19 protein-coding genes are annotated in these 24,838 nt (G+C 71.8%); 5 read left to right on the forward strand and 14 right to left on the reverse strand.

Translation table 11 applies throughout. The features are described 5' to 3' along the window. Positions 1–329: 329 nt before the first annotated feature. The gene (locus ACGF8B_RS22025; RefSeq protein ID WP_392741045.1) at positions 330–1,337 is read right to left on the reverse strand and encodes a stage II sporulation protein M; all 1,008 of its coding nucleotides are present in this window, start codon (positions 1,335–1,337) and stop codon (positions 330–332) included. Between the two features lie 120 nt (positions 1,338–1,457). Between ACGF8B_RS22025 and ACGF8B_RS22030 the strand changes: the two genes are divergently transcribed. Then, the gene (locus ACGF8B_RS22030; protein WP_392741047.1) at positions 1,458–2,450 is read left to right on the forward strand and encodes an RDD family protein; all 993 of its coding nucleotides are present in this window, start codon (positions 1,458–1,460) and stop codon (positions 2,448–2,450) included. Here ACGF8B_RS22030 and ACGF8B_RS22035 read toward each other — a convergent pair. The 8 genes from ACGF8B_RS22035 to ACGF8B_RS22070 all read right to left on the reverse strand — a co-directional run bounded on the left by ACGF8B_RS22035 (position 2,447) and on the right by ACGF8B_RS22070 (position 11,517). Next, positions 2,447–3,058 carry a hypothetical protein gene (locus ACGF8B_RS22035; protein WP_124722994.1) on the reverse strand — a complete coding sequence of 204 codons (612 nt, stop codon included), beginning with the start codon at positions 3,056–3,058 and terminating at the stop codon, positions 2,447–2,449. The two genes, ACGF8B_RS22030 and ACGF8B_RS22035, sit on opposite strands and share 4 nt — an antisense overlap. Positions 3,059–3,261: 203 nt before the next feature. Continuing rightward, on the reverse strand, positions 3,262–4,719 hold the full coding sequence (gene ahcY, locus ACGF8B_RS22040) for an adenosylhomocysteinase (RefSeq protein ID WP_392741050.1): 1,458 nt from the start codon (positions 4,717–4,719) through the stop codon (positions 3,262–3,264). 430 nt (positions 4,720–5,149) lie between these two features. Further along, entirely contained in the window at positions 5,150–6,184 is a 1,035-nt protein-coding gene (locus tag ACGF8B_RS22045) for a cation diffusion facilitator family transporter (protein ID WP_392741053.1), read from the reverse strand. 87 nt (positions 6,185–6,271) lie between these two features. Beyond that, positions 6,272–7,495 (reverse strand): mannose-6-phosphate isomerase, class I, encoded by a 1,224-nt coding sequence (manA, locus tag ACGF8B_RS22050; protein ID WP_392741056.1) that lies wholly within the window; start codon positions 7,493–7,495, stop codon positions 6,272–6,274. Positions 7,496–7,616: 121 nt separating this feature from the next. After that, entirely contained in the window at positions 7,617–8,753 is a 1,137-nt protein-coding gene (locus ACGF8B_RS22055) for an SIS domain-containing protein (RefSeq protein ID WP_392741058.1), read from the reverse strand. Between the two features lie 160 nt (positions 8,754–8,913). Beyond that, positions 8,914–9,096 carry a Trm112 family protein gene (locus ACGF8B_RS22060; RefSeq protein ID WP_342284866.1) on the reverse strand — a complete coding sequence of 61 codons (183 nt, stop codon included), beginning with the start codon at positions 9,094–9,096 and terminating at the stop codon, positions 8,914–8,916. A 577-nt stretch (positions 9,097–9,673) separates the two neighbouring features. Then, complete coding sequence (locus ACGF8B_RS22065; RefSeq protein WP_392741061.1) at positions 9,674–11,053, reverse strand: phosphomannomutase/phosphoglucomutase; 1,380 nt, start codon at positions 11,051–11,053, stop codon at positions 9,674–9,676. Positions 11,054–11,139: 86 nt separating this feature from the next. Beyond that, positions 11,140–11,517 (reverse strand): DUF3499 domain-containing protein, encoded by a 378-nt coding sequence (locus ACGF8B_RS22070; RefSeq protein ID WP_206433804.1) that lies wholly within the window; start codon positions 11,515–11,517, stop codon positions 11,140–11,142. 322 nt (positions 11,518–11,839) lie between these two features. Between ACGF8B_RS22070 and ACGF8B_RS22075 the strand changes: the two genes are divergently transcribed. Further along, positions 11,840–12,268, forward strand: a complete 429-nt coding sequence (locus tag ACGF8B_RS22075; protein WP_392741066.1) for a metallopeptidase family protein — start codon at positions 11,840–11,842, stop codon at positions 12,266–12,268. Between the two features lie 201 nt (positions 12,269–12,469). On the opposite strand, the gene ACGF8B_RS22080 is transcribed toward ACGF8B_RS22075, so the two are convergent. The 3 genes from ACGF8B_RS22080 to ACGF8B_RS22090 form a co-directional block, all read right to left on the reverse strand. Next, entirely contained in the window at positions 12,470–14,014 is a 1,545-nt protein-coding gene (locus ACGF8B_RS22080; RefSeq protein WP_392741069.1) for a DUF5719 family protein, read from the reverse strand. Beyond that, a complete protein-coding gene (locus tag ACGF8B_RS22085; protein ID WP_392741072.1) occupies positions 14,011–17,988 on the reverse strand; it encodes a glycosyltransferase in 3,978 nt (1,325 codons plus the stop codon). Before ACGF8B_RS22085 ends, ACGF8B_RS22080 begins: the two co-directional genes overlap by 4 nt. A gap of 585 nt (positions 17,989–18,573) precedes the next feature. After that, the gene (locus tag ACGF8B_RS22090; RefSeq protein ID WP_003968728.1) at positions 18,574–18,837 is read right to left on the reverse strand and encodes a WhiB family transcriptional regulator; all 264 of its coding nucleotides are present in this window, start codon (positions 18,835–18,837) and stop codon (positions 18,574–18,576) included. Positions 18,838–19,546: 709 nt separating this feature from the next. On the opposite strand from ACGF8B_RS22090, the gene ACGF8B_RS22095 reads away from it, so the two are divergent. From ACGF8B_RS22095 to ACGF8B_RS22105, 3 genes are read left to right on the forward strand one after another with little or no spacing between them, the layout of a single operon-like run. Next, positions 19,547–20,047: a cysteine dioxygenase gene (locus ACGF8B_RS22095; RefSeq protein ID WP_392741075.1), complete on the forward strand. Its 501-nt coding sequence runs from the start codon at positions 19,547–19,549 to the stop codon at positions 20,045–20,047. A gap of 13 nt (positions 20,048–20,060) precedes the next feature. Then, positions 20,061–21,017 (forward strand): 2-phospho-L-lactate transferase, encoded by a 957-nt coding sequence (gene cofD, locus ACGF8B_RS22100; protein ID WP_317867074.1) that lies wholly within the window; start codon positions 20,061–20,063, stop codon positions 21,015–21,017. Then, positions 21,014–22,324 (forward strand): coenzyme F420-0:L-glutamate ligase, encoded by a 1,311-nt coding sequence (locus tag ACGF8B_RS22105; RefSeq protein ID WP_392741078.1) that lies wholly within the window; start codon positions 21,014–21,016, stop codon positions 22,322–22,324. The genes cofD and ACGF8B_RS22105 overlap by 4 nt, the downstream gene beginning before the upstream one ends. 176 nt (positions 22,325–22,500) lie before the next feature. Here ACGF8B_RS22105 and ACGF8B_RS22110 read toward each other — a convergent pair whose 3' ends face one another. Together ACGF8B_RS22110 and ACGF8B_RS22115 are read right to left on the reverse strand one after the other, a co-directional pair. Further along, positions 22,501–23,499 carry a DNA-3-methyladenine glycosylase family protein gene (locus ACGF8B_RS22110; protein WP_392741080.1) on the reverse strand — a complete coding sequence of 333 codons (999 nt, stop codon included), beginning with the start codon at positions 23,497–23,499 and terminating at the stop codon, positions 22,501–22,503. A gap of 176 nt (positions 23,500–23,675) precedes the next feature. After that, positions 23,676–24,767 (reverse strand): NDP-sugar synthase, encoded by a 1,092-nt coding sequence (locus ACGF8B_RS22115; protein WP_342284879.1) that lies wholly within the window; start codon positions 24,765–24,767, stop codon positions 23,676–23,678. Between the last annotated feature and the right edge of the window lie 71 nt (positions 24,768–24,838).

Below are 24,838 nucleotides of genomic sequence, written 5' to 3' on the forward strand. Positions count from 1 at the left end.
TTTCCGGCGGTTCCAACCTTACCAGACTCTTTTTCGTTCCGTTTCCGGTCCGAATTTGAATTCCGGTGGCCTTTGGAGTGGCCTTGCCTTTCGGCTGATTCGACTTTATCAGAAAGATTCGGCCGAAAAATCGGCTTCGCGATCCGAAGTGAGGGAATCAATGGCTCCGCGGGAATTCCAATCCCGACGAGAGCGAAGTAGAGACTAACTGCTGGGCCCGGACCTGTCCAGTCCGAGGCAACCGTTAAAATCTACCTCCCCGTGCCAGCCATGTCAATGGCTTTTTGGGGCGAGGAGGAGACTAGCAGGTCAGCGGGGTCGTCCGCACATCAGGCGGCCACCGGGAGTTCGGCGCTTCGTTCCGTGGGGTCGACGTCGCCGCCGTCCCCCGCTCGTGCTGCTCGGCCGCCCAGGATGTAGACGTAGGAGAGGAAGGCCGTCTCGGCCACGATGCCGATGGTGATGCGCCCCCAGGTCGGGAGGCCGGAGGGCGTGACGAAGCCTTCGATCAGGCCGGAGACGAACAGGACCAGGGCGAGGCCGATGGCCATGCCGATCGCGGCCCGGCCCTGCTGGGCGAGGGCCGAGCGTCGGCTCGTCGGGCCGGGGTCGATGACCGTCCAGCCGAGGCGCAGGCCCGTACCCGCGGCGACGAAGACGGCGGTGAGTTCGAGCAGGCCGTGCGGGAGGATCAGCCCGAGGAAGGTGTCGAGCCGGCCTGCCGAGGACATCAGGCCGATGCCGACACCGAGGTTGAGCACGTTGATGAAGAGGATCCAGATCACCGGGACGCAGAGGAACGCCCCCAGGACCAGGCACATGGCTGCGGCCTGGGCGTTGTTCGTCCATACCTGGGCGGCGAACGATGCGGCCGGGTGGCTGGAGTAGTACGTCTCGTACTCCCCGCCCGGGCTGGTCATGCGGCGGAGGTCCTCCGGAGCCGCTATGGCCGACTGGACCTCCGGATGCGCGCCGATCCACCAGCCGATGACTGCGGCCAGCAATGTCGAGAGGACCGCGGTGGGTATCCACCAGCGCCTGGAGCGGTAGACGGCGGCGGGGAATCCGGCCGTGAGGAAGCGGGCGGCGTCGCGCCAGGAGGCTCGGCGGGTGCCGGTGACCACGGATCGGGCACGGGCCACGAGCTGGGTGAGGCGTGCCGTGAGCATCGGGTCCGGAGTGCTGGACTGGAGGAGCGAGAGATGGGTGGCCGTGCGCTGGTACAGCTCGACGAGTTCGTCGGCTTCCGTGCCGGTGAGCCGGCGCCCCCGGTGCAGGAGATGGTCCAGGCGGTCCCACTCTGCGCGGTGGGCGGTCACGAAGACATCGAGATCCATGGTCGGCTGCTGCTCCAGGCATGGGTGCGTACGGGTTCGTACTACGGCGGCGCGCTGCCGGTCAGCTTGGCAGACTGAGGCCCCGAGGGGCAGGGATGGTCGGCGAAGGGTGGGGCGGCGATGAGTGAGCTGGTGACCGGGGACGCGGTCGTGCTGGGGCTGCGGCCGGCGAAATTGCCGAGCCGGGCGCTGGCACTGGCCATCGATCTTGCCGTGGTGGGGGCGGCGTTCGTCCTGGTGTCGATCGGGCTGGCCATCGCGACGGCGTCGCTCGACGACGCGGCGCTCGCGGCGGTGTCCGTGGCGGCGTTCCTGCTGGTGCTGGTGGGTGGGCCCATCGCGGTGGAGACGCTGAGCCACGGGCGTTCGCTGGGGAAGCTGGCGTGCGGGCTGCGGGTGGTGCGGGACGACGGGGGGCCCATCCGGTTCCGGCATGCGCTGGTACGTGGGGCAATCGGGGTCGTGGAGATCCTGATGACGTTCGGGGTTGTCGCGTGTATCGCCTCGCTGGTGTCGGCGCGGGGGCGGCGGCTCGGTGATGTGTTCGCGGGGACGCTCGTCGTGCGGGAGCGGGTGCCCGCGGGGCGGGCAGCTGCCGTGCCGCCTCCGCCGCCGTGGCTCGTCGGGCGGTTCGCGGGGCTGGATCTGTCGGCGGTGCCGGAGTCCCTGTGGCTGGCGGTTCGGCAGTACCTGACCCGTATGCATCAGCTCGATGCGCAGGTGGGGTGGTCGATGGCGGACCGGCTGGCCGGGGAACTGGCGGAACGGACCGGAGTGCCGGTGCCCGAGGGGGTGCCGGCCGGGGCGTATCTGGCAGCGGTGGTGAACGAGCGGCAGGCGCGGGATGCGCGACGGTTGTTCGTCGCCGCTCAGGACTCGGCGGCACGTGATGGACGTGGTGGTCGCGATGGTGGTGGTGATGGGCGTGGTGGTGACGGGCTTGGTGGTGGTGATGGGCGGGCGGGTCGGCCGGGGAGTGGCGTTGTGGTGGGTGGCGCTCCAGTGAGTGGGGCTCCGCTGGGTGGGGCTTCGGCTGGGGTGGCTGTGCCGGCTGTGGGGGATGAGGCGAATCGGGTGCCGCCTGCCGCCACGGGGTTCGCGCCGCCTGCCTAGAGCGACGAGGGCGGGGATTCCAGGTCTTCGAGCTCGATGCCGGGGGCCGAGACAACCACGTCGCCGGCGATGTGGACGGTGTGCTGTTCACCGGTGTCCAGTGCGCTGACCTGGTACTCGTCCACGATCAGAGGGCCGTTGTCAGTGGTGTGCGCTTCACTGTTCACCAGGGCCCAGGACTGGTCGACGGTACGGGGGGCGAGGACCGGGTCCGTGAAGGCGACCAGGCGGACGCGGGTCGCGGGGGAATCGGGGGTGAGGCGCAGCAGTCGTGCGGTCGCGACGAGGAACGCGGGGGAAGTGCCGGTGAAGGCGTGGGCGCGCACATTGCCTTCGGTGGCATGCGTTCCGGTCGGGTCGGTACGGACCCAGGTGACGCCTTCGAGGGCGGCGCCGCGGACCTGCCAGCTCGCGGCGTGGAGTTCGAGACGGATGGGTCGGCCCAGTTCGTCGAGGGTGAGGTCGACGGATCCGAGGTGGTCGCCGGAAGGAGCGGTGGTGCGGGAGAGGTAGCGCCAGCCTGAGGGGCCTGGTGCGCATTGGAAGTGTTCTTCGCCGAGGGGGGTGTGATCGTGAAGATCGTGGAGCGAATATCGGCCGCGGGGCATGGGGTCCTTCGGGGTTCCTCGGGCTGAGCGGGCGACGCTGTACGGGGCAGGCCCCCGACACGGGGGTGCGGGGGCCTGCGCTCGCTGCTGGTACTGCTGCTTCCGCTGCTGCTGGTACTGCTGCTACTGGAGCTGTTCCGTCTGTCGGCGGCCGCCGGTCGTCACTGACCGGTGGCGATGTGGGCGGTCGCCGACGGTCGGGATCAGTAGCGGTAGTGGTCGGGCTTGAACGGGCCGTCGACCTCGACACCGATGTACGCGGCCTGCTCGGGGCGGAGCGTCGTGAGCCTCACGCCGAGCGCGTCGAGGTGGAGACGGGCGACCTTCTCGTCCAGGTGCTTGGGCAACACGTAGACGTCGGTCGGGTACTCCTCGGGCTTGGTGAACAGCTCGATCTGGGCCAGGGTCTGGTCCGCGAACGAGTTGGACATGACGAACGAGGGGTGGCCGGTGGCGTTGCCCAGGTTCAGCAGACGGCCCTCGGACAGCACGATGAGGACCTTGCCGTCGGGGAACGTCCAGGTGTGGACCTGCGGCTTGACCTCGTCCTTGACGATGCCGTCGATCTGCGCCAGGCCGGCCATGTCGATCTCGTTGTCGAAGTGGCCGATGTTCCCGACGATGGCCTGGTGCTTCATCTTGGCCATGTCGGCGGCCATGATGATGTCCTTGTTGCCCGTCGTGGTGACGAAGATGTCGGCCTGGCCGACGACGTCGTCGAGCGTGGCGACCTGGTAGCCGTCCATCGCCGCCTGCAGGGCGCAGATCGGGTCGATCTCCGTGACGATGACCCGGGCGCCCTGGCCGCGCAGGGACTCCGCGCAGCCCTTGCCCACGTCGCCGTAGCCGCAGACGACGGCGGTCTTGCCGCCGATCAGGACGTCCGTGGCGCGGTTGATGCCGTCGATCAACGAGTGGCGGCAGCCGTACTTGTTGTCGAACTTGGACTTGGTGACGGCGTCGTTGACGTTGATCGCCGGGAAGAGGAGGGTGCCGTCGCGGTGCATCTCGTACAGCCGGTGCACACCGGTCGTGGTCTCCTCGGTGACACCGCGGATCTCGGACGCCAGCTGGGTCCACTTCTGCGGGGCCTCGCCGAGGGTGCGGTTCAGCAGGGTGAGGATGTGGGCGTACTCCTCGCTGTCCGCGGTCGACGGGTCCGGGGCGGCGCCGGCCTTCTCGAACTCGACGCCCTTGTGGACGAGGAGGGTGGCGTCACCACCGTCGTCGAGGATCATGTTCGGGCCGCCGGTGGGGGTGTTCGGCCAGGTCAGGGCCTGCTCCGTGCACCACCAGTACTCCTCCAGCGTCTCGCCCTTCCAGGCGAAGACCGGGATGCCCGCGGGGGCTTCCGGCGTGCCGTTCGGGCCGACGGCGATCGCCGCGGCGGCGTGGTCCTGGGTGGAGAAGATGTTGCAGGAGGCCCAGCGGACCTCGGCGCCGAGGGCGACCAGGGTCTCGATCAGCACGGCCGTCTGCACGGTCATGTGCAGCGAGCCGGTGATACGGGCGCCGGCCAGCGGCTGCGTTGCGGCGTACTCCTTGCGGATCGACATCAGGCCGGGCATCTCGTGCTCGGCGAGGGTGATCTCCTTGCGGCCGAACGTCGCGAGGGAGAGGTCGGCGACCTTGAAGTCCTGTCGATTGGCGACCGTCGTCATAACGGGCTGCTCCTCGTAGATGGGTCGAGGTGGGGCACGGATGGCTCTGCGGCGGCGGGCACACGAATGCCCGGGCGCTCGCAGCGCAGTCCGTCGGAGGCCCTCTCTCCCTCGGCCGGTCCGCTCGCGCGGACCGATCGACCGCCATCAGCAGCGACGTCTGACACTGCCGTCGAATCTACACCGATCGGCCCAGTCGCTCCCAGTCCGCCCAGGGGGGAAGTGTCCGGGAAGGCGTACCGGGAGCGAGTGGGAGGCCGGATCGGGAGGGACGGAGGGACGTCAGGGGCGGCTGGTGGGATGCCGGGGCCGGCGTGTGACCGGACCGGAGGGCGAATGGACAGGTGGAAGGTGGAGGGAGGGGAGGTGGCCGGATAAGGCCAGGATGAGGTGGAGCGGGTGAGGCGGCCGGGTGGTGCGGGCTTCCGGGTCAGTGACCGGACTTCTTCAAGGTGTCCGGGGTTTCGTCCCCGGGGCCCTCGGGGGTGTCGCCCGAGGTCTTGGCTGGGGCGCCGCCCGGGGTCTTTCCGGGGTTGGTGCCCGCTGCGGCGGCCGCCTCGTTGTAGATGTCCGGTTCCAGGTAGATGACCCGGGCGATCGGGACCGCCTCGCGGATCCGGCTCTCGGCGGCGTTGATGGCGTTGGCGACCTCGGTGGCCGTGTCGTCGTGCTGCACGGCGATCTTGGCGGCGACGAGCAGTTCTTCCGGGCCGAGGTGGAGCGTACGCATGTGGATGACGCCGGTGACCGTGTCGCCGTCGACGACGGCGGCCTTGATCTTCTCGACCTGGTCGGTGCCGGCGGCCTCGCCGAGCAGGAGCGACTTCGTCTCGGCCGCGAGCACGATCGCGATGATGATCAGCAGGGTGCCAATGCAGAGGGTTCCGATGCCGTCCCAGACGCCGTTGCCGGTCCCGAGTGCCAGCCCGACACCCCCGAGGGCGAGCACCAGACCGATCAGCGCGCCGAGGTCCTCCAGCAGGACGACGGGGAGCTCGGGGGCCTTCGCCCGGCGGACGAACTCCCTCCAGGACAGCGAACCGCGGGTCTGGTTGGACTCCTTGATGGCCGTGCGGAAGGAGAAGCCCTCGGCGATGATCGCGAAGATCAGCACGCCGACCGGCCAGTACCAGGCCTCGATCTCGTGCGGGTGCTTGATCTTCTCGTAGCCCTCGTAGACCGCGAACATGCCACCGACCGAGAAGAGGACGATGGAGACGAGGAACGCGTAGATGTAGCGCTCGCGGCCGTAGCCGAAGGGGTGCTGGGGGGTGGCTTCGCGCTGGGCCTTCTTGCCGCCGAGCAGCAGCAGGCCCTGGTTGCCCGAGTCGGCGATCGAGTGGACGCTCTCCGCGAGCATCGACGACGAGCCACTGAACAGGAACGCCACGAATTTGGCCACTGCGATCGCGAGGTTGGCGCCGAGTGCCGCCACGATCGCCTTGGTTCCGCCTGACGCACTCATGGGTGCCTGGTGTCCCTTCTTCGGTGCTGCGGCCCTGGCGCCGCGGTACGGCCGGACATTGTTGCAGTCGCTGGTGCGGACGGTACGTCAGACCACCACTGTGGCGCGGAACAGGGTGCCCGTACCGGACACTTCGACCTTTTCGCCGGATGGTACGAACACGGAGGCGCCGGGGGCGAGGTCGAGTTCGCCGGCCTTCGGGGCTCCCCCGGTGCAGAGCAGGATCTGCGGGGTGTCCCTGGTCAGGTCGACGGGGGCGGCGCCGGGCGAGAGGTCGAAGCGGGAGAGCCGGAATTCGTCCACGGGCGTCTCGTACAGTTCCTCGCCGGTCGGCGATGCCTCGGGGCGCAGGACGCCGGGATCGGTCGCCTCGAAGCGGACGATGCGGAGGAGTTCGGGTACGTCGATGTGCTTGGGCGTGAGTCCGCAGCGCAGCACGTTGTCCGAGTTGGCCATGATCTCCACGCCGAGGCCGTCGAGGTAGGCGTGCGGGACTCCCGCGCCGAGGAACAGGGCCTCGCCGGGCTGGAGTTCCACGTAGTTCAGCAGCATCGCCGCGATGACGCCGCGGTCGCCGGGGAAGTGGTGGGCGATCCGGGCGTACGGGGCGTGGGCGCCGCCGAGGCGTTCGGCGGCGGCCGCGGCCAGGTTCACCGTTTCGGCCATCTCCGCGGGGTCGGCGCCGAGGATCGCGGTGAGGACCTCACGCAGGGCGGCCTCTTCGGGGTGGGCGCCGAGCAGGTCGACGTACGGCTTGAGGGAGTCGACGCCGAGCGCCGCCATCGCCTCGGCCGCCTCGGTGGGCCGGCGGAAACCGCACAGGCCGGCGAAGGGGGTGAGCGCGCAGATCAGCTCGGGCTTGTGGTTGGCGTCCTTGTACGTGCGGTGGGGCGCGTCGATCGGGACGGACCGGCGTTCCTCGTCCGCGTAGCCCCGCTCGGCCTGTGCGAGGTCGGGGTGGACCTGGAGGGAGAGCGGGGCGCCGGCGGCGAGCAGTTTGAGGAGGAAGGGGAGGCGGGGGCCGAACTTCTCGACGACGGCCCTGCCCAGTTCGCGCTCGGGGTCGGCGGCGATCACGTCGGTGAGGGGTTGTTCGGGGGTGTGGTCGCCGGGGGTGCGGGCCGGGTCGGTGTTTGTGCCGGGGCCGGCGCTGGGGCTGGTTACGCGGGTGAGGAGCGAGGGGGCGCCTGGGTGGGCGCCCATCCACATCTCGGCCTGGGGTTCGCCGGTGGGGGCGATGCCGAGCAGTTCGGGGATCGCGGTGGTGGAGCCCCAGGCGTAAGGGCGCACGGTGTTGGAGAGCCGGTCCATGGTGTTCGTCCTTGTGAGGTGCGTGGATCGGGGGTGCGGTGCTCTGGTGCGGGGCGGTGCTCTGGTTCGGGATGCCGTGGGGCGGTGTTCTGGCTCCGGGCTCTGGTGGCGGGGCCTCTGGTCAGGCGCCGGTCGCGGACGCCAGGGCCAGGTAGACGGCGGCGAAGTCGGTGACCGCGAGCAGTTCGGCGAGGGCTTCGAGCTCGGTGCCCTCGTCCGGTTCGAGTTCGCTGATCGCCGTCTCGTGGCCGAGCGCCAGTTCGCGGGCGGCGGGGGCCGCGCTCAGGCCACCGGTGGGGCGATCGCGGAGCAGTACGACGCGGGCGTGCAGCGGCTCCGGCTCGTCGACCCGGTCGCGGAAGAAGTCGTCGGGGTCGGCCCCGGCGGCGAAGGTGCCCGCCAGCAGCGTGCCGTGGGCGGGGAGTGCTTCGGGGAGTTCGGCGGCGAGGGCCGGGCGGCCGGAGAGTTCGGCCAGGACGGCGGCGAATCTGCGGCCGACGGGGGCGGCGGCTTCGCCCTCGGTCCAGATCAGGGGCAGGCTGTCGGCGAGTTCGGCCGCGAGGGTCTTGGCCGGGTTGCTGTACGTGGCGATGGCCGGACCGCAGCGTTCCGCGGTGCGGTCCAGGCGGTCGGCGACGCTCTGGAGTGCCTCGGCGGAGGCGGTGAGCAGGCCGACCCGGTCGAGCAGGGCGAGCAGCGGGGTGAACAGGGCCCAGAGCGTGCCGGGTCCTGCGGCCGATGTCTCGGCGTCGTACTCGCCGTGCGGGGCGGAGGCCATCGGTACGACGAGTCCGTGCGCCCCGTCGATCGCCTCGCGCAGCGGTGACTGGTGGGGAGTGACGGCGACGACGCTGCAGCCTCGGCGGTACGCCTGCTCGGCGAGGAGGGCGAGGCCCGGCTCGGAGCCGTCGGCCGTGACGATCAGCAGCAGGTCGACGGAGCCGGCCCAGCCGGGCAGGGTCCAGCGCATCGCGCCCGCGGCGGGAGCGACCCCGGTGGGGTGGATGCGGGTGACCGGTGCGGAGGCGCCGGCCAGGGCGGTGATCAGGTCGGCGACGCCGGATGCGGCGGTGCCGGAGCCGGCGACCAGTACGGCGCGGGGGCGGCCCTCCGGGTTCAGTTCGCCGATGCCGGCCTCGGCGGCGTGCCGGGCGGCGGTACGGACCCGGGCCCCGGCCTCGGCGGCACCGCGGAGCAGGCCGCGGCGGTCGGCTCGGGCCAGGGCTTCCGGGGCGTCGAGCAGCGACTCGTCGAGCATGGGGACGGTCCTCCGATCACCGTGCGGGGTGCGGGGCGGTGGGCGTTTGCGCTGTGCGCCGTTGCGCGGGGCGGTGGGCGTCCCCGTGCGCCGCTACGTGGGGCGGCGGGCGTTGCGCCGTGCGCCCTTACGCGGGCGGCCGGCCTTGCGCCGTGCGCCCTTACGCGGGGCGGCGGGCCTCGTCGACGAGGAGGACGGGGATGCCGTCCCGTACCGGGTAGGCCAGGGCGCAGTCCTTGCCCGTGCAGACCAGTTCGGGGGTGTCGGCCGCCGACCGGTCTTCGAGCGGGGAGTGACAGGCCGGGCAGGCGAGGATCTCCAGGAGGCCGGCTTCGAGCGGCATGGGGTGGGTCCCTTCAGGCTACGGATCAGGCGACGTCAGCCTACCGCCGGGGGGCGGGGTGGGCCCGGGGGGCCCGGTGGTGAGGGTGGAGGCGGTGGGAGTGGTGGGGCGGTGGGTGCGGGGGTGCCTGCGGCGGGCTGTTCCCCTACCCGCCCCTTCCCGTAACCGGGGCGCTGCGCCGGACCCCGCTCCTCAAGCGCCGGAGGGGCTGGAAAGGGCGGCGGGCAGCCGGTGCCTGGACGACGGCTGAGAGCGAACCCGGGGTTCTGAGACGCCTCCGAATATGGCACTGAGCGGGCTGAGGACGAACCCGGGTGCCTCTTGGGGCCCGCCCCCAGAGGCACCCGATCCTCAAACGCCGCACGGGCTGGAGATGTTGCCGGACGAGCCGTACGCAGAGCCACCGGGGGCAGAAGCGGAGCCGGTACCCGCAGCCCGGCCGGAGGCGCAGCCCGGCCGAAGCCCGGCCCAGAAACAGAACCATTACCCACAAGCCCACCCGTCGTCGGCGCGAGCCCGGAAGTGGTGGTGCCGGAAGTGGTGGTGCCGAAGTGGTGGTGCCGGAAGTGGTGTTCGGCTAGTTCGATGTGTCCGGTGTGCGGATCATGGTCAGGACCTCGTCGCGTACGGACGCCATCGTCTGTTCGTCGCGGGCTTCCACGTTCAGGCGCAGCAGGGGTTCCGTGTTGGAGGCCCGGAGGTTGAACCACCAGTCGGAGGTTGTGACCGTCAGGCCGTCCAGGTCGTCGGTCGTGACTCCGGGGCGGGTTTCGAAGGATGCTCGTACCGCCTCCGTGCGGGCCTTCTGGTCGGCGACGGTGGAGTTGATCTCGCCGGAGCCGGCGTAGCGGTCGTACCGGGCGACCAGTTCGGACAGGGGTGCCCGGCCGCCACCCAGCGCGGCCAGCACGTGAAGTGCGGCCAGCATGCCCGTGTCGGCGTTCCAGAAGTCGCGGAAGTAGTAGTGCGCGGAGTGTTCGCCGCCGAAGATCGCGCCGTGCTCGGCCATCTCCGCCTTGATGAAGGAGTGGCCCACACGGGTGCGGACCGGGGTGCCGCCGTTCTCGCGGACGACCTCGGGGACCGACAGGGACGTGATCAGGTTGTGGATGACGGTGCCCTCGCCGCCGTTGCGGGCGAGTTCCCGGGCGGCGACCAGGGCGGTGATCGCGGACGGCGAGATGCCCTCGCCCCGCTCGTCGACGACGAAGCAGCGGTCCGCGTCGCCGTCGAAGGCGAGACCGAGATCGGCGCCCTCGGCCACTACCCGGGCCTGGAGGTCGACGAGATTCTTCGGGTCGAGGGGGTTGGCCTCGTGGTTGGGGAAGGTGCCGTCGAGTTCGAAGTACATCGGTACGAGGTCGACGGGCAGATCCGCGAAGACGGTGGGGACGGTGTGGCCGCCCATGCCGTTGCCCGCGTCGACGACGACCTTCAGCGGGCGGATCGAGGTGACGTCGACCAGGGACAGCAGGTGGGCCGCGTAGTCGGTGAGGGTGTCGCGCCGGGTGACGGTGCCGGGCGCGGCGACCGGCTGCGGGGCGCCGGTCCCGGACCACTTCTCGACCAGGGCGCGGATCTCCAGGAGCCCGGTGTCCTGGCCCACGGGTGCGGCGCCCGCCCGGCAGAGCTTGATGCCGTTGTACTGCGCCGGGTTGTGCGACGCGGTGAACATCGCACCGGGCAGGCCCAGGCTGCCCGAGGCGAAGTACAGCTGGTCGGTGGAGCAGAGGCCGATGAGCGTGACGTCCGCGCCGCGTGCCGCGGCTCCGCGTGCGAAGGCCCCGGAGAGGGCGGGTGAGGAGGGCCGCATGTCGTGACCGATCACGATCGCGTCCGCGTCCGTCACCTCGACGAACGCCGCCCCGAACTGCTCGGCCAGGGATTCGTCCCACTGGTCGGGCACCACTCCGCGCACGTCGTACGCCTTCACGATCTGCGACAGATCAGCAGCCACGGCCGGTCCTCCTGAAATTTCTTCGGACCGCCCAAACTACCCGGCGGCGGCTCGGGCGAGCCGCCGGGCGGGGGCGTACGCGGAGCTCAGGAGTCCGGAGAGCGCAGCACCCGCAGATGGCCGCGGCGGGCGACCTCCATCGGGTCGGCCGCGTGCGGACCGCTGCCCCGGCCGTCCGTGCCGCGGTCCTGCGGCCGCGCCGCTTCCCGTACGGCGTTGGCGAGCGCTTCGAGATCGTCACCGCTGGGACGGGTGGGGGCGGAGGGGTCGGAGAGCCGTACGACCTCCCAGCCGCGTGGGGCCGTCAGCCGCTCACTGTGCTCGGCGCAGAGGTCGTAGCAGTGGGGCTCGGCGTAGGTGGCGAGCGGGCCGAGGACCGCAGTCGAGTCGGCATAGACGTACGTCAGTGTCGCGACGGCAGGGCGGCCGCACGCGGTGCGCGAACAGCGACGTACAGGGCTCACGATGATGGACGGTACCGCACTCTTGAGCGGGCTGCGACGACTCTCCCCCGGCTCACCCCACCGTGTCGCCTTGTGCTTGCCGGTACGAACGGGTTCCGGACAGTCCGTCTGACCTGCGGGAGGACGGAGAAAACCGGGTCGTACCGGCAATGATTCCGGTCACCACTCGGCACAAAAGCTGTCATACAGCAGGAGATCAACGGTCAGGAGCGGGGCCTGAAACGTGCCCCTGGTTGGCCGGATTGTTCAGGATTGGACATGCCGGTGCCTTGTCGGGGAGCGGCGGTCCGTCCGCCCTGCCGAGGGTTACCCTGCGTCAGTGATGGACAGCCCCGTACCGCCGCACCCGTCCGAGCCGCGCCCACGCCGTCGTGACCGTCATGGCCGCGGCATGCGGGGGCCCGTCGCCCCGCCCCAGGTGCCGCTCTCGGCCAGCCGGGCGGAGAACTTCCGTGATCTCGTGCAGGACTCGGTGGAGCGGCTGGAGCGGCGCTGGCCGCAGCTGGCCGATGTCGACTTCGTGGTCCTCGACGTGCCGGGTACGCAGGAGGAGACCGTTCCGCTGGGGCGGGCGGTCTCCGCCGAGAAGGGCCAACCCGCGCAGATCGTGGTCTACCGGCGGCCGGTCGAGATCCGTACCAAGAACCGCGACGAGCGCGCCCTGCTGGTGCACGAGGTCGTGGTGGAGCAGGTCGCGGAGCTGCTCGGGCTCGCCCCGGAGTCCGTGGACCCCCGGTACGGACAGGAGTAGCGGCGGCGGGCCGCAGGAGCAGCGGCGGCGAGGCGCAGACGTACGGGCGGGGGCCGGTGTTCCGGTCCCCGCCCGTTCCGTGGCCCGGGGGCGGGCCGCAGGAGCAGCGGCGGCAAGGCGCAGGAGTAACGGCGGCGGGGCGCAGGCGTACGGGCGGGGCCGGTGTCCCGGTCCCGCCCGTTCCGTGGCCTCTCGGACCGCTCAGTCGTCCAGGACCGACAGATCCTGTTCGGCCGCGGGCACCTCGACCGTTCCCTTGTCGTCCGACAGGGTCTGCACGGTGAACATCTGGATGCCGCCCTGCGTGACGGTGAGCATGCGCGAGGCGTGGACCGGGCCGCCCGACTCCGTCTCGACCGTCAGGGCGTAGCCGCCCTTGAGCCCGGACGGTACGGGCGGGGTGACCGCCAGCGTCGTACCGCCCTTGACCGTGTACTTCTTGACGGTCTGTTCGCCGCCCCCACTGCCCGCCGACGCGGTGACCTTCACCGTGGCGGTGGCCCCCGGCGCGGCGAGCGAGAGGATCGAGCCCTTGTCCCGGTTGTCGGCCACGGTCGCCCGCGCGCCCACCGGGCCGGTCGCCGGGATGTAGCCGACCTCCTGCTTGTCGCCGGTGCCCCGGACCACGCGCAGTGCGGCGACCACCGGGGTGTCCTTCTTGCCCTTGGCCGGGGTCAGCAGCAGGGAACCGGCCTCGCCCTTGGTGAGGGCCTTCAGGTCGACGCCCGCGGTCATCCGGGACTTGACGTGGAGCTGGTCCTGTCCGACCGGCGAGAACGAGCCGGTCTTGCCCATGAGTTTCACCGTCAGGTCGGCGTCGGCGTCGCCCGGTGCGAAGGCCACGAGACGGACCGAGGTGGCGTCCGCGGGGATGCCGGGGAGCACCAGGGTGCCCGTCGGGGTGGTGGAGGCGGTCAGCCAGTCGCTGCCGGTCTTCTCGTCCGCGGTCCTGATGACCGCGCCGACGCGGCCGGTACGGGTGGTGACATGGACGGTCACGTCGTCGGTGACCTCGCTGGTGAGCGTGGAGATCAGGACCGGGACGCCGGACCGGGCCGGCACCGTGATGCCCTCGCCGACGTCCGACTTGAGCGAACCGTCGGGTCCGTACAGCTCGATGTCGGCGACGGCCGCGGTGTCGTCCGGGTTGGTCAGGTGTACGTAGTCCTCGCGGGACTTCGATGTGCTCGCGGCCGGGAACCAGAAGTCGGTGTCGGGGCCGGTGCAGCTGACGCCGAGCAGGCCGCGCGCGTTGCCGGCCTCGACCATGGTGGTCTGCTGGGTGGTCCAGCCGGGGGCCAGCCGGCCGGTGGCGGTGCCGACCAGGGCGGGGGTGTCGGCGCCGGACTCCTCGGCGATGACCGGTTTGCCGGGCTCCTTGAGCGAGACCACCGGCTTTCCGGGATCCGCCTTCTTCCCCTTGTCGTCCTTCTTCTTGCCCTTCTCGTCCTTGTCGTCCTTCTTCCCGTCGTCGGCCGTGGTGGCGGTGGCCTTCTGCAGTTCGGCCGCACCGGCCTCGCCGCCGCCGCTGCCGCCGCCCGCCGGGGTGAAGGAGGTGTAGGTCGTCTCCGCGAGTTCCGAGAGACCCGGGGCCGGGCAGAGCAGGCTGGACCGTTCCACCGGCATCCGTGCGGCGGTCTTCGCCTCCGCCGTGGCCGTGTCGCCGGGCGCGGTGAGCGCGGCGAATCCGGTGACTGCGGCGAGGGCGACGGCGCCCGCGATGAGGGACAGGCTGGAGGACTTCACTCGGACTCGCCTCGCGATGCGTTACCGGTCGGCCACGGGTTCTGGCCCGGGGCAGGGTTCTCGTCGGGGTTCTGCGGGTCGTACTGGGCCTGCTGCCCGTACTGGGCCTGGGGGTCGTACGGCGCCTGTGCCTGTGCCTGGGGGTCGTACTGCTGCTGGGCCTGGGCCTGGGGGTCGTACTGCTGCTGGGCGTAGCCGTACGGGTCGTAGGCGTTCTGCTGGTACGGGTCGGCGGCGAGGTGGTTCTGCTGCGTGCCGTACTGGCCGTCCTGGTACTGCTCCCCCTGGTACTGGCCTTGCTGATACTGGCCGTCCTGGAACTGGCCGTCCTGGAACTGGCCGTCCTGATACTGCTGGTAGCCGGTGCCCTGGAACTGCTGGCCGTCCCAATCGCCGTACTGCTGCTGCGGTGCCGCCGCGTACTGACCGTCGTCGACCTGCGGGGCGTAAGCGGCCGGGTCGTCATCGGTCCGGTGCGGCTGTTGCTCGGGGATCTGCTGGTCCGGGATCCGCTGGTCCGGGATGTGCTGGTCCGGGATCTGCTGGTCCGGGATCTGCTGGCCGGGGTCGTACTCCTCCGTCTGCTGCGACGGGATGTACTGCCCCTGCGCCTCCGGTGCCTCCTCCGCCTGTTCGGCCTCCGCGCCCGCCTCGGCCTCCGCCTGGGCGGCCGCACGCAGCCTGCGGGCCCGGCGGCCCTCGCCGGCGACCGGCTCGACGGTGACCGGCACGGTCTCCTCGGGAAGGTCGTCGTCGATCTCCCGGCGCCGGCCGGGCAGCGCGAGGACCAGCAGGACGACGGCCAGCGCCGACTGCGCCCAGATCCAGGCGGTGTGGGTGAACGGGGTGTCGTACGTGAGGTCCAGCGTGCCGCCCTCGGCGGGGAGTTCGAAGCCCTGGGCCCAGCCGTCGACGGTCTTGCGGGTCAGCGGCCGGCCGTCGAGCGTGGCCTGCCAGCCGGGATCGGCGGCGTCCGCGATCCGCAGCACACGGCCGGAGCCGCCCGCCGGGACCTCGCTGTGTGCCTCGACCGGGAGGGAACCGACGGGCAGCGGTTCCCCGCCGGTGCCGGACGGCATGATCATGACCCGGGCGACCTGGCGGTCGACCCGCCACAGCGCGCTGCCGTCGAGCTGGCTCAGTCGGCTGAGCCCCGGGGTCGCGTCGAGGACCCGGCTCATCTGCTTCGGGGCGCCGTCGCGGACCAGTACGTAACGGATCGCGAAGCCGCTGAGCTGGCTGCCCTGGTCGGCTCCGGAGCCCGCGACCAGGTTGGCGACGACCTTGTCGAGGTGGCTGTTGCTGCCGCCCGCCTCGGTCAGTTCGGCGTCGCCGAGCCGCGCGCCGGAGCCGCGTACCAGGCTGTACGAGACGTCGGCCGGCGAGGTGCCGCCGAGGACCAGGGTGCGGGGCTGGTCGCGGGTGGTGCTCTCCTCCGCCACGAACGCGGGCACCTGCACCGGGTCCCGGCGCTCCAACGGGCCCGCCGCACCGCCGATCATCCAGCTCACGGCGGCCAGCGCCGGGGCGAGGCCCGCGGCGAGGGCGATCAGCGCGGCGACCGGCTGCCGCCAGCCGAAGCTGAGCTCGGCGACGCGGATCCGGGCACCGTCCGCGCCCACCAGCGCGGCGGCGATCAGCGCGATGCCGTAGACGAGGGTGGCCGGACCGGCCCAGCCCGAGCCGTTGGCGAGCGCGGCGAAGAACAGTGCCACGATCGCGACGGCCCACGCGGTGCGTACCGCGAACTGCCGTTCCCCGCGCAGCAGCGCGGCCAGCGCGGCCAGCACGATGCCGAGCAGCAGCACCCCGCCCGCGGCCTTGGCGCCGCCGGGGCTGATGCCGAGCAGGTCCAGCGCGGAGGCCGTGCCCGTACCCATGTCCAGGCCCGCCTCCTTCAGGAAGCCGGACGGGCTGGTGAGGAGCGAGAGCGACCAGGGCGCGAGGACGAGCAGCGGGGTGCCGATCGCGGCGAGGAAGCGCAGCCCGTACGCGGCGATGTCGTCGCGGCGCAGGGCCAGCACGCCGATGCCGAGGACCACGGCGAGCGGCCACACGATCGGCGTGAACGCCATCGCGAAGGTGAGGAGCAGGGTGTACGCCCAGGTGGCGCGCCAGCTGCCGCGGGCGTCACCGGCGGCGCGCATACCGTGCGCGGAGACCGCGGCGCGGGCGATCAGCGGGAGCAGCACGGCCAGTACGGCGGTGCCGAGGCGGCCGGTCGCCAGGGCGCCGGTCGCGGCGGGCAGGAAGGCGTACGCGACGCTCGCCCAGGCCCGCAGCAGCCTCGATTCCAGCAGCGGCCGGGAGACGAAGTAGGCGGTGAGTCCGGCGAGCGGGACCGAGCAGACCAGCAGGAGCGTGAGCGCGAAGCCGGTCGAGCCGAGGAACAGTGCGGACAGCGCCGAGAGCACGGCGAGGTAGGGCGGCGCGGTCTGCGTGCCGCCGGTGCCGACCGTGTGCCAGCCGTCCGCGTACTTGCTCCACAGGTCGGAGACGTCGGCGGGTGCGGGCAGCAGCGCGCCGCCGGCCAGTGCCCCGCCGCCGAGGAGGCCGCGGCAGGCGACGAGCGAGACAAGGAGCAGCACGGCGAAGAGCACCGGGCCCGGCTTGCGGCCGATCCGCTTGAGCCGTGCGAACTGCTCGATCTCCAGGAAGTCGGCGTCGTCGCCGCCGGGGCCGGACTCCACGGCACCGTGCCGGGAGCCGCCCGAGTCGGCTTCGGAGCTGCCGAAGTTCCCGGCGACCTGGTCCACGGTGGCGCGGACGGTGGCGCCGGGCGGCGGGAAGAGTCCGCGCAGTTCGGTCTGGTCCACCACACCCTTGCCGCGGCTGCGCCGGGCCGCGAGGATCCGGCCGGGCCGCAGCAGGGTTCCGAAGAATCCGGCGACCTCGTCGAGTGCCTGGCCGGGCACCTTGCCGACGAGATAGGCGAGGGTGCGCAGCAGGGTGCCGACGACCAGCCGGAGCATCACCCAGGGCAGCGCCTTGGCGCGGGCGTTGACCAGCATCGTGTAGACGGCGCCGGCCTTGTCGACGCGGTGCGGGGAAGCACCGCGTCGCGCGAAGCGCGTCGATGAGGGGTGGCGGTCGGGCGACGGGCGGGCGGAGCGCCCCGCGCAGTCGATGGGGCGGCGCTCGCGGGCGGATGCCTCGGCGTGCCTGAGAACGGCGTCGGGGGCGACGAGCACCCGGTGCCCCGCGGTGTGCGCGCGCCAGCACAGGTCGACGTCGTCACGCATCAGGGGGAGCCTGCGGTCGAACCCGCCGAGCTCCTCCCAGACGTCACGGCGGATCAGCATGCCGGCGGTGGAGACGGAGAGCACGGTACGGACCTGGTCGTGCTGGCCCTGGTCCTGTTCGCGCCGGTCGAGTCCGGTCCAGCGGCGTCCGCTGTTGGCGATGGAGACGCCGACTTCGAGCAGCTGCTTGCGGTCGTACCAGCCGCGGAGCTTGGGGCCGACGATGGCCGCGTGCGGGTCGGCGTCGACGACGCGCAGCAGTTCGGCGAGCGCGTCGGGTTCGGGCGCGCAGTCGTCGTGGAGCAGCCAGAGCCACTGCACCGGTTCGCCGTGCGGCAGTTCGGGCAGGTCGTAGGCGTCGTCGCGCCAGCTCCTGCTGACGGGGTCCCAGCTGCTGGGGCGCTTCAGGTACGGCAGGTCCTCGGGGGTGAGGACGCCGGCCGTGCGGGTCGCCTCGTCGACGGCGGTGCCGAAGCTCGTACGGCGCGCGAGGTGCAGGACCCGTTCGGCGCCGAGCGCCTCGGTGACCAGTCGCGCGGAGTCGTCGGCGCTGCCGGTGTCGGCGGCGACCATGTTCTGTACGGGGCGTTCCTGCCCGAGCAGCCCGGCGAGCGCGTCGGGCAGCCAGCGTGCGCCGTCATGGGTGACGAGCACGGCGGTGACGACGTGCCGGGGGAACTCTGGGGTGGCGGCGGCCGCGTACGGCGCCGCCGATTGGCTGTGCACGGACATCGAGGTACGGGCCCTCCGGCCGGGTCCGGGGGGCGTCACCCCGGGGGCTGCATCGGTGTACGCGCGCGCCCCGTCGGGGCGTTGGCGCGTCTCGGACGGGGCCCCACACTAACGGTACGGATAACCGCGATGGCGCCGAGCGCTCGAACGGGGAGGTGGCCGGGCGGGGGTGGAGCCGCGGCGGGCACGGCGACGGCCCGTCGTCTGCGGGCCGGGTACAGGCGGCGGGCCGTGGTCGGTCGTGGTCGGTCGTGATCCGGATGTTCGGTTGTCAGGAGGGCCGGACGGTCCGGGGGTTCCGGGGTCTCCGGATGCTCGGGGTGTTCCGGATATTGCTGCGGGAAGGCGTTCCGCGGTCGCGGTGTTCCGCGGTCGCGGTGTTCCGCGGTCGCGGTGTTCCGCGGCGGGCGGTGGCCCTCATTCGGACGGCCTGCTTCGGACGGTCCGCTCCGGACTGCGGCCCGCTTCGAACTGCGGTCCGCTGCGAGCTACGGTCCGCTCCGAGCGGCGGTCCGCTCCGGACTGCGGTCTGCTCCGGACTGCGGACCACTTCGAACTGCGGCGCGCTTCAAGCGGCGGGCCGCTTCAGATGGCGGCCTTCTTCAGCCGGCGCCGTTCACGCTCCGAGAGGCCGCCCCAGATGCCGAAGCGCTCGTCGTTGGAAAGGGCATATTCAAGGCATTCGGACCGGACCTCACAGGCGAGACAGACCTTCTTGGCCTCGCGGGTGGATCCGCCCTTCTCGGGGAAGAAGGACTCGGGATCGGTCTGGGCGCACAGTGCGCGCTCCTGCCAGCCGAGTTCCTCGTCCGCGTCCTCGACCAGCAGTTGCTGGAACAGCTCGGTCATGTGCGCCCCTCGTCTGTCTCTTGCGTCCCGTGATGCGGCCGTTACTGATTGCGGCCGAACGACACGAGTGAAATTACAAGTGTGTAGCTCCAGGCCAGTCAAGCGAAGATCTGCTATCGGCCCCGGTATTCACCCTGCGGAACCAAGCGTATGCGGAAAGTGTGCAAATCACCAAAAACCTGACATATGCCTCGGGTCTCACCTTGCCCCCGCTTCTCACCGAGTGAGACGACCGGGATCGCCCCGATGTTGCGATTCGATCACTGAAGCGACCAAGATCACATTCGGGTCACGACGCCCCAACGGCGTTTGAGGGCGCGATTGATGCGCCACATCTCCGGCGCGACGGCTGCATAAACCTTTCTTCGCCCCCGGTAACCGGATGAGGTGAAACATTGCCACCAAATCGGGCATCGGGTTGACAGCGCAGGATCGAGCCGGTCTCCTTTAATGCATGCCAGCGACTGCCGCGATGTACGCCACCCACGTCCGTGGGTTCCGCACCGCTGTCCAGGCCCGCTGTTGCTGTTCCAGCTGTCACAGCTGTTGATGCCCCCAGGGCGCCGGCTCTGATCCAGCTCCTCCCGCAGGACCTCTCCGCAGCGTTTCCGCAGGTTTTCCACCCTGCTTCTTCCCTCCTCGCGGCCGAGGCTCTCCGGTCTCCGTGACCCCGCACACGCACCCCCCATGCCGAGGAACCACCTCATCCATGAACAGCAACAGCGACCTCCAGATCGCCGGCGACATCCTCGAAGTCCAGCACCTCCTCCAGCCCGCCCGCGAGCACCCCGCCACCGTCTCCGAGTTCGTCGGGCTCGCCCGCACCATCGCCGCCGACCGCGCGCAGTGGGAGCCGCTCGTCCGGTACGACACCACCACCCGCTGGTACCACCGGCTGCGCACCGGACCCGGATACGAGGTCTGGCTGCTGAGCTGGGTGCCCGGCCAGGGCAGCGGGCTCCACGACCACGGCCTGTCCTCCGGCGTGCTGACCGTCCTGGAAGGCCGGCTGACCGAGCGCACCGAGCGCGCCACCCGGGCGCTGCGCTCCGGCGCGCAGCGGGTCTTCGCGCCCGGTTATGTGCACGAAGTGGTCAACGACTCCCTCGAACCGGCGGTCAGCCTGCACATCTACTACCCGGGACTGACCGAGATGCCGATGCACGCGGCGCAGTGCGCCCCGGCGGCCGTGGATGTCGTACCCGCCTGACAAACTGCTGTGCATGCGCATTGTGGTTCTGGCCGGCGGTATCGGTGGTGCTCGTTTTCTGCGTGGCCTCAAGCAGGCCGCGCCCGACGCGGACATCACGGTGATCGGCAACACCGGTGACGACATCCATCTGTTCGGGCTGAAGGTCTGCCCCGACCTCGACACGGTGATGTACACCCTCGGCGGTGGCATCGACGAGGAGCAGGGCTGGGGGCGTACGGACGAGAGCTTCCACGTCAAGGAGGAGCTCGCGGCGTACGGCGTGGGGCCGGAGTGGTTCGGGCTCGGCGACCGCGACTTCGCGACGCACATCGTCCGCACGCAGATGCTGGGCGCGGGCTATCCGCTCAGCGCGGTCACCGAGGCGCTCTGCGCGCGTTGGAAGCCGGGGGTCCGGCTGCTGCCGATGTCCGACGACCGCGTCGAGACACATGTCGCCGTCGACATGGACGGCGAGCGCCGGGCGATCCACTTCCAGGAGTACTGGGTGAAGCTGCGTGCCTCGGTCGAGGCACAGGCGATCGTGCCGGTCGGCGCCGAGCAGGCCAAGCCGGCTCCGGGGGTGCTGGAGGCCATCGCCGAGGCGGACGTGATCCTCTTCCCGCCGTCCAACCCCGTCGTGTCGGTGGGGACGATCCTCGCCGTGCCCGGGATCCGGGAGGCCATCGCGGAGGCCGGGGTGCCGGTCGTCGGCCTCTCCCCCATCGTCGGTGACGCGCCCGTGCGCGGCATGGCGGACAAGGTGCTCGCCGCGGTGGGCGTCGAGTCGACGGCCGCGGCCGTGGCCACGCACTACGGCTCCGGGCTGCTCGACGGATGGCTCGTCGACACGGTGGACGCCGGGGCGGTCGGTGAGGTGGAGGCCGCGGGCATCCGCTGCCGGGCCGTGCCGCTGATGATGACCGATGTCGACGCGACGGCCGAGATGGCCCGCCAGGCCCTGGCGCTGGCCGGGGAGGTGCGGGCGTGAGCGCCGGCGAGGCGCCCTCGTACCGGGTCTGGGCGCTGCCCGGGATGCCCGAGGTGCGGCCCGGGGACGACCTGGCGAAGCTGATCGCCGCCACCGGGCCGGGTCTGGTCGACGGTGACGTCCTGCTGATCACCTCGAAGATCGTCTCCAAGGCGGAGGGCCGGATCGTCGAGGCCACCGACCGCGAGGCGGCGATAGACGCCGAGACGGTACGGGTGGTGGCGCGCCGCGGCCCCCTGCGGATCGTCGAGAACCGGCAGGGCCTGGTCCTGGCCGCGGCCGGGGTCGACGCCTCCAACACCCCGGCCGGGACGGTGCTGTTGCTGCCCGAGGACTCCGACGCCTCGGCGCGGGCGATCCGCGACGGGCTGCGGGACACGCTCGGCGTCGAGGTCGGGGTCGTCGTCACGGACACCTTCGGGCGCCCGTGGCGCAACGGGCTGACCGATGTGGCGATCGGGGCGGCCGGGATCCGGGTGCTGGACGATCTGCGCGGCGGCACCGACTCGTACGGCAATCCGCTGAGCGCCACCGTGGTCGCCACCGCCGACGAGCTGGCCTCGGCCGGTGATCTGGTCAAGGGCAAGGTGGAGGGGCTGCCGGTCGCGGTCGTGCGGGGGCTCGGCCATGTCCTGGACGCCACAGGCGCCGAGGGTGCCCGCGCGATGGTGCGGGTCGCGGCCGACGACATGTTCCGGCTCGGTACGTCGGAGGCGGTACGGGAAGCGGTGACGCTGCGGCGTACGGTCCGCGAGTTCACCGACGAACCGGTGGACCCGGGGGCGGTGCGGCGGGCCGTGGCCGCGGCGGTGACGGCGCCCGCGCCGCATCACACGACGCCGTGGCGGTTCGTCCTGCTGGAGTCCGAGGAGTCGCGGACCCGGCTGCTCGATGCGATGCGGGACGCGTGGACCGCGGATCTGCGCCGGGACGGGAAGAGCGAGGAGTCGATCGACAAGCGGGTGCGGCGGGGCGATGTGCTGCGCCGGGCGCCGTATCTGGTGGTGCCGTGTCTGGTGATGGACGGCTCCCACACGTACGGGGACGAGCGGCGGGACACCGCGGAGCGCGAGATGTTCGTGGTCGCCGCCGGAGCCGGTGTCCAGAACTTCCTGGTGGCGCTGGCGGGCGAGCAGCTCGGCTCGGCGTGGGTGTCCTCGACGATGTTCTGCCGTGATGTGGTGCGGGAGGTGCTGGACCTGCCGGGGACATGGGATCCGCTGGGTGCGGTGGCGGTGGGGCGCGCGGCGGTCGAGCCCGCGGCGCGTACGGGGCGGGACGCCGAGGGGTTCATCGAGGTGCGCTGAGGCCAGGTCGGGGGCCGGACTTCCCGTGCACGGGCCGGGGTCGGAGGTAGAGGCCGAGATCAGGGGCCGGGGTCGGGGGCCGGACTCTCGTGTACGGGCCGGGTCTCCGTGGGTCGCTCCGGCTTCCGCGCGTGGGTTGTGCCGTCCGGCCCTCCGTGTGCCGTCCGGGCGGGGCCCTACAGACGGGCGATGTCGCCGGGGGTCATGCGCGGGGCCCGGCGGGCCGGGGTGTGGCCCGACAGCAGGATGAGGCGGGTCGCCCGGTGCCGCTGGCCCTCGTAGGGGGCGAGCAGCGCCAGCATCTCCTCGTCGTCGGCGTCCCTGTTGCCCGCCAGGGCGTGGCCGACGATGCCGGGGAGGTGGAAATCGCCGACCGTGACCGCGTCCGCGGCCCCGTTCGAGCGCTGGAGCGTCTCGGCGGAGGTCCAGGGGCCGATGCCTGGGATCAGCTCCAGGCGGGCCATGGCCTGCGGCAGCTCCATGGCCGCCGCCTCCTCCATGCGGCGGGCCACACGTACCGCGCGCAGGATCGTGCCCGAGCGTTTGGCGTCGACGCCCGCGCGGTGCCATTCCCAGGACGGGATCAGGGACCAGGTGCGGGTGTCCGGCATGACGTGCAGGCCCAGCGCGGTGAACGCGGCGTGGTCCGTGGGGCCGGGTGCCGGGATGCCGTGCTTCCGGACCAGCAGCCGCCAGGCGCGGTATGCCTCGTCGGTGGTGACCTTCTGTTCCAGGATCGACGGGATCAGCGACTCCATGACCAGCCCGGTGCGCAGCAGCCGCAGTCCGGGGCGGTGGTGCCGGGTCAGGGCGAGCAGGCGGTGGCGCGGGTGGAAGGCGTCCGGGTCGTCCGTCGCGCCGAGCAGTGTCGGGAGCCGGTCCAGCAGCCATGGTGCGCCGGGGCCCCAGGCCGTCGCCTCGATCCGGCCGCCCCGGGCTGTGAGGCGGAGGGTGCCGGGGCCCGCCGGCGTGCGGCTGGTCCGCCAGGCCGTGCCGTCCCCGGTCATCCGGAAGGTGGGGTCGGCGGGGCCGCGGCGCAGCGGGCCGACGACCAGGCGCAGATCGAAGGGGCCGGGCGGGGTCCACTCACGGGTCAGCGCGTCCGCCGCCGGAGCCGCCGCCTGGTGCGGGACGGCTGCGCGAGGGGCGCTGCGGGGGGCGAATCGTCCTGCCACGGTGAGGTCCTCGGTCGTCGGGGTGCCTGTCGAGGGTAAGCGCTGCGCCCGGTGTCCCGCTGCCCGCGCACCTCCACGGTCCGCGTGGGCCGCTCCCCAGCCCGCCCACTTCCACGATCCCCGCAGGCCACTCCCCGACCCGCCCACTTCCACGATCCCCGCAGGCCACTCCCCAGCTACTCGTCGGAGGAGAAGCGGACCGCCGCGTCCGGGAGGACCGCCCCGCACCAGACGCGGATGCCGTCGCGCAGTTCGTTGTCGGCGCCGACCCGGGCCCCGTCCCCGATGACCGCGCCCGTGAGCACCGTACGGCTGCCGATCCGGGCCCCTGCTCCGACCAGCGAGTCCTTGATCACGGCGGCGGGCTCGACGACCGCGCCGGCGAGTATCACGGAGCCGTCGATCCGGGCCCCCTCACCGATCAGGGCACCCTCCGCCACCACCGTACCGCCGCTGAGTTTGGCGTCGTCGGAGACGGAGGCGGTCGGCAGCACGAGCCGCTCGCCGCAGCGGCCGGGCACGGCCGGGGACGGGGCACGGCCCAGGACCAGATCGGCGGAGCCGCGCACGAAGGCCTGCGGGGTGCCGAGGTCCAGCCAGTACGTGGAGTCGACCATGCCCTGGAGGTGCGCTCCGGCGGCGAGCAGTCCGGGGAAGGTCTCGCGTTCGACGGAGACCGGGCGGCCGGCCGGGATGGTGTCGATGACCGAGCGGCGGAAGATGTACGCCCCGGCGTTGATCTGGTCGGTGACGATCTCCTCGGGCGTCTGGGGCTTCTCCAGGAACGCGGTGACCCTGCCGCTGCCGTCCGTGGGGACGAGTCCGAAGGCGCGCGGGTCCTCTACACGGGTGAGGTGGAGGGAGACGTCCGCGCCGGATTCGGCGTGCGAGGCCACCAGGGCCCGGATGTCCAGGCCGGTGAGGATGTCGCCGTTGAAGATGAGCACCGGGTCGTCCGGGCCCGAGGTGAGCCGGGACGCGACATTGCGTATCGCCCCGCCGGTGCCGAGCGGTTCGTGTTCGGTGACGTACTCGATGTGCAGGCCGAGCGACGAGCCGTCGCCGAAGTACGGTTCGAAGACCTCTGCCAGGTACGACGTCGCGAGCACGATGTGCTCGACCCCGGCGGCCCGGGCGCGCGCCAGCTGGTGGGTGAGGAACGGAACGCCCGCTGCCGGAACCATGGGCTTGGGCGTGTGCACCGTGAGCGGGCGCAGCCGGGTTCCCTTCCCGCCGACCAGGAGGATCGCTTCTTTTGCCTCTGTCACAGCACTGACTCTGCTTCCTGCTGGGGCCTGGCCTGGTTTCGGCTGGCCAGTGTATGCAGACCGGTTCGGTC

Origin of the sequence: Streptomyces sp. NPDC047917, from assembly GCF_043204345.1 — a bacterium.
GTDB classification, from domain to species: Bacteria; Actinomycetota; Actinomycetes; order Streptomycetales; family Streptomycetaceae; genus Streptomyces; species Streptomyces sanglieri.

Excerpts from the sequence above, each read along its gene's own strand:
- ACGF8B_RS22035 (WP_124722994.1), bottom strand. The coding sequence starts at position 3,058 with ATGCCCCGCGGCCGATATTCGCTCCACGATCTTCACGATCACACCCCC.
- ACGF8B_RS22025 (WP_392741045.1), bottom strand. The coding sequence starts at position 1,337 with ATGGATCTCGATGTCTTCGTGACCGCCCACCGCGCAGAGTGGGACCGC.
- manA (WP_392741056.1), bottom strand. The coding sequence starts at position 7,495 with ATGGACCGGCTCTCCAACACCGTGCGCCCTTACGCCTGGGGCTCCACC.
- ACGF8B_RS22085 (WP_392741072.1), bottom strand. The coding sequence starts at position 17,988 with ATGTCCGTGCACAGCCAATCGGCGGCGCCGTACGCGGCCGCCGCCACC.
- ACGF8B_RS22075 (WP_392741066.1), top strand. The coding sequence starts at position 11,840 with ATGGACAGCCCCGTACCGCCGCACCCGTCCGAGCCGCGCCCACGCCGT.
- ACGF8B_RS22055 (WP_392741058.1), bottom strand. The coding sequence starts at position 8,753 with ATGCTCGACGAGTCGCTGCTCGACGCCCCGGAAGCCCTGGCCCGAGCC.
- ACGF8B_RS22045 (WP_392741053.1), bottom strand. The coding sequence starts at position 6,184 with ATGAGTGCGTCAGGCGGAACCAAGGCGATCGTGGCGGCACTCGGCGCC.
- ACGF8B_RS22095 (WP_392741075.1), top strand. The coding sequence starts at position 19,547 with ATGAACAGCAACAGCGACCTCCAGATCGCCGGCGACATCCTCGAAGTC.
- cofD (WP_317867074.1), top strand. The coding sequence starts at position 20,061 with ATGCGCATTGTGGTTCTGGCCGGCGGTATCGGTGGTGCTCGTTTTCTG.
- ahcY (WP_392741050.1), bottom strand. The coding sequence starts at position 4,719 with ATGACGACGGTCGCCAATCGACAGGACTTCAAGGTCGCCGACCTCTCC.
- ACGF8B_RS22030 (WP_392741047.1), top strand. The coding sequence starts at position 1,458 with ATGAGTGAGCTGGTGACCGGGGACGCGGTCGTGCTGGGGCTGCGGCCG.
- ACGF8B_RS22090 (WP_003968728.1), bottom strand. The coding sequence starts at position 18,837 with ATGACCGAGCTGTTCCAGCAACTGCTGGTCGAGGACGCGGACGAGGAA.
- ACGF8B_RS22060 (WP_342284866.1), bottom strand. The coding sequence starts at position 9,096 with ATGCCGCTCGAAGCCGGCCTCCTGGAGATCCTCGCCTGCCCGGCCTGT.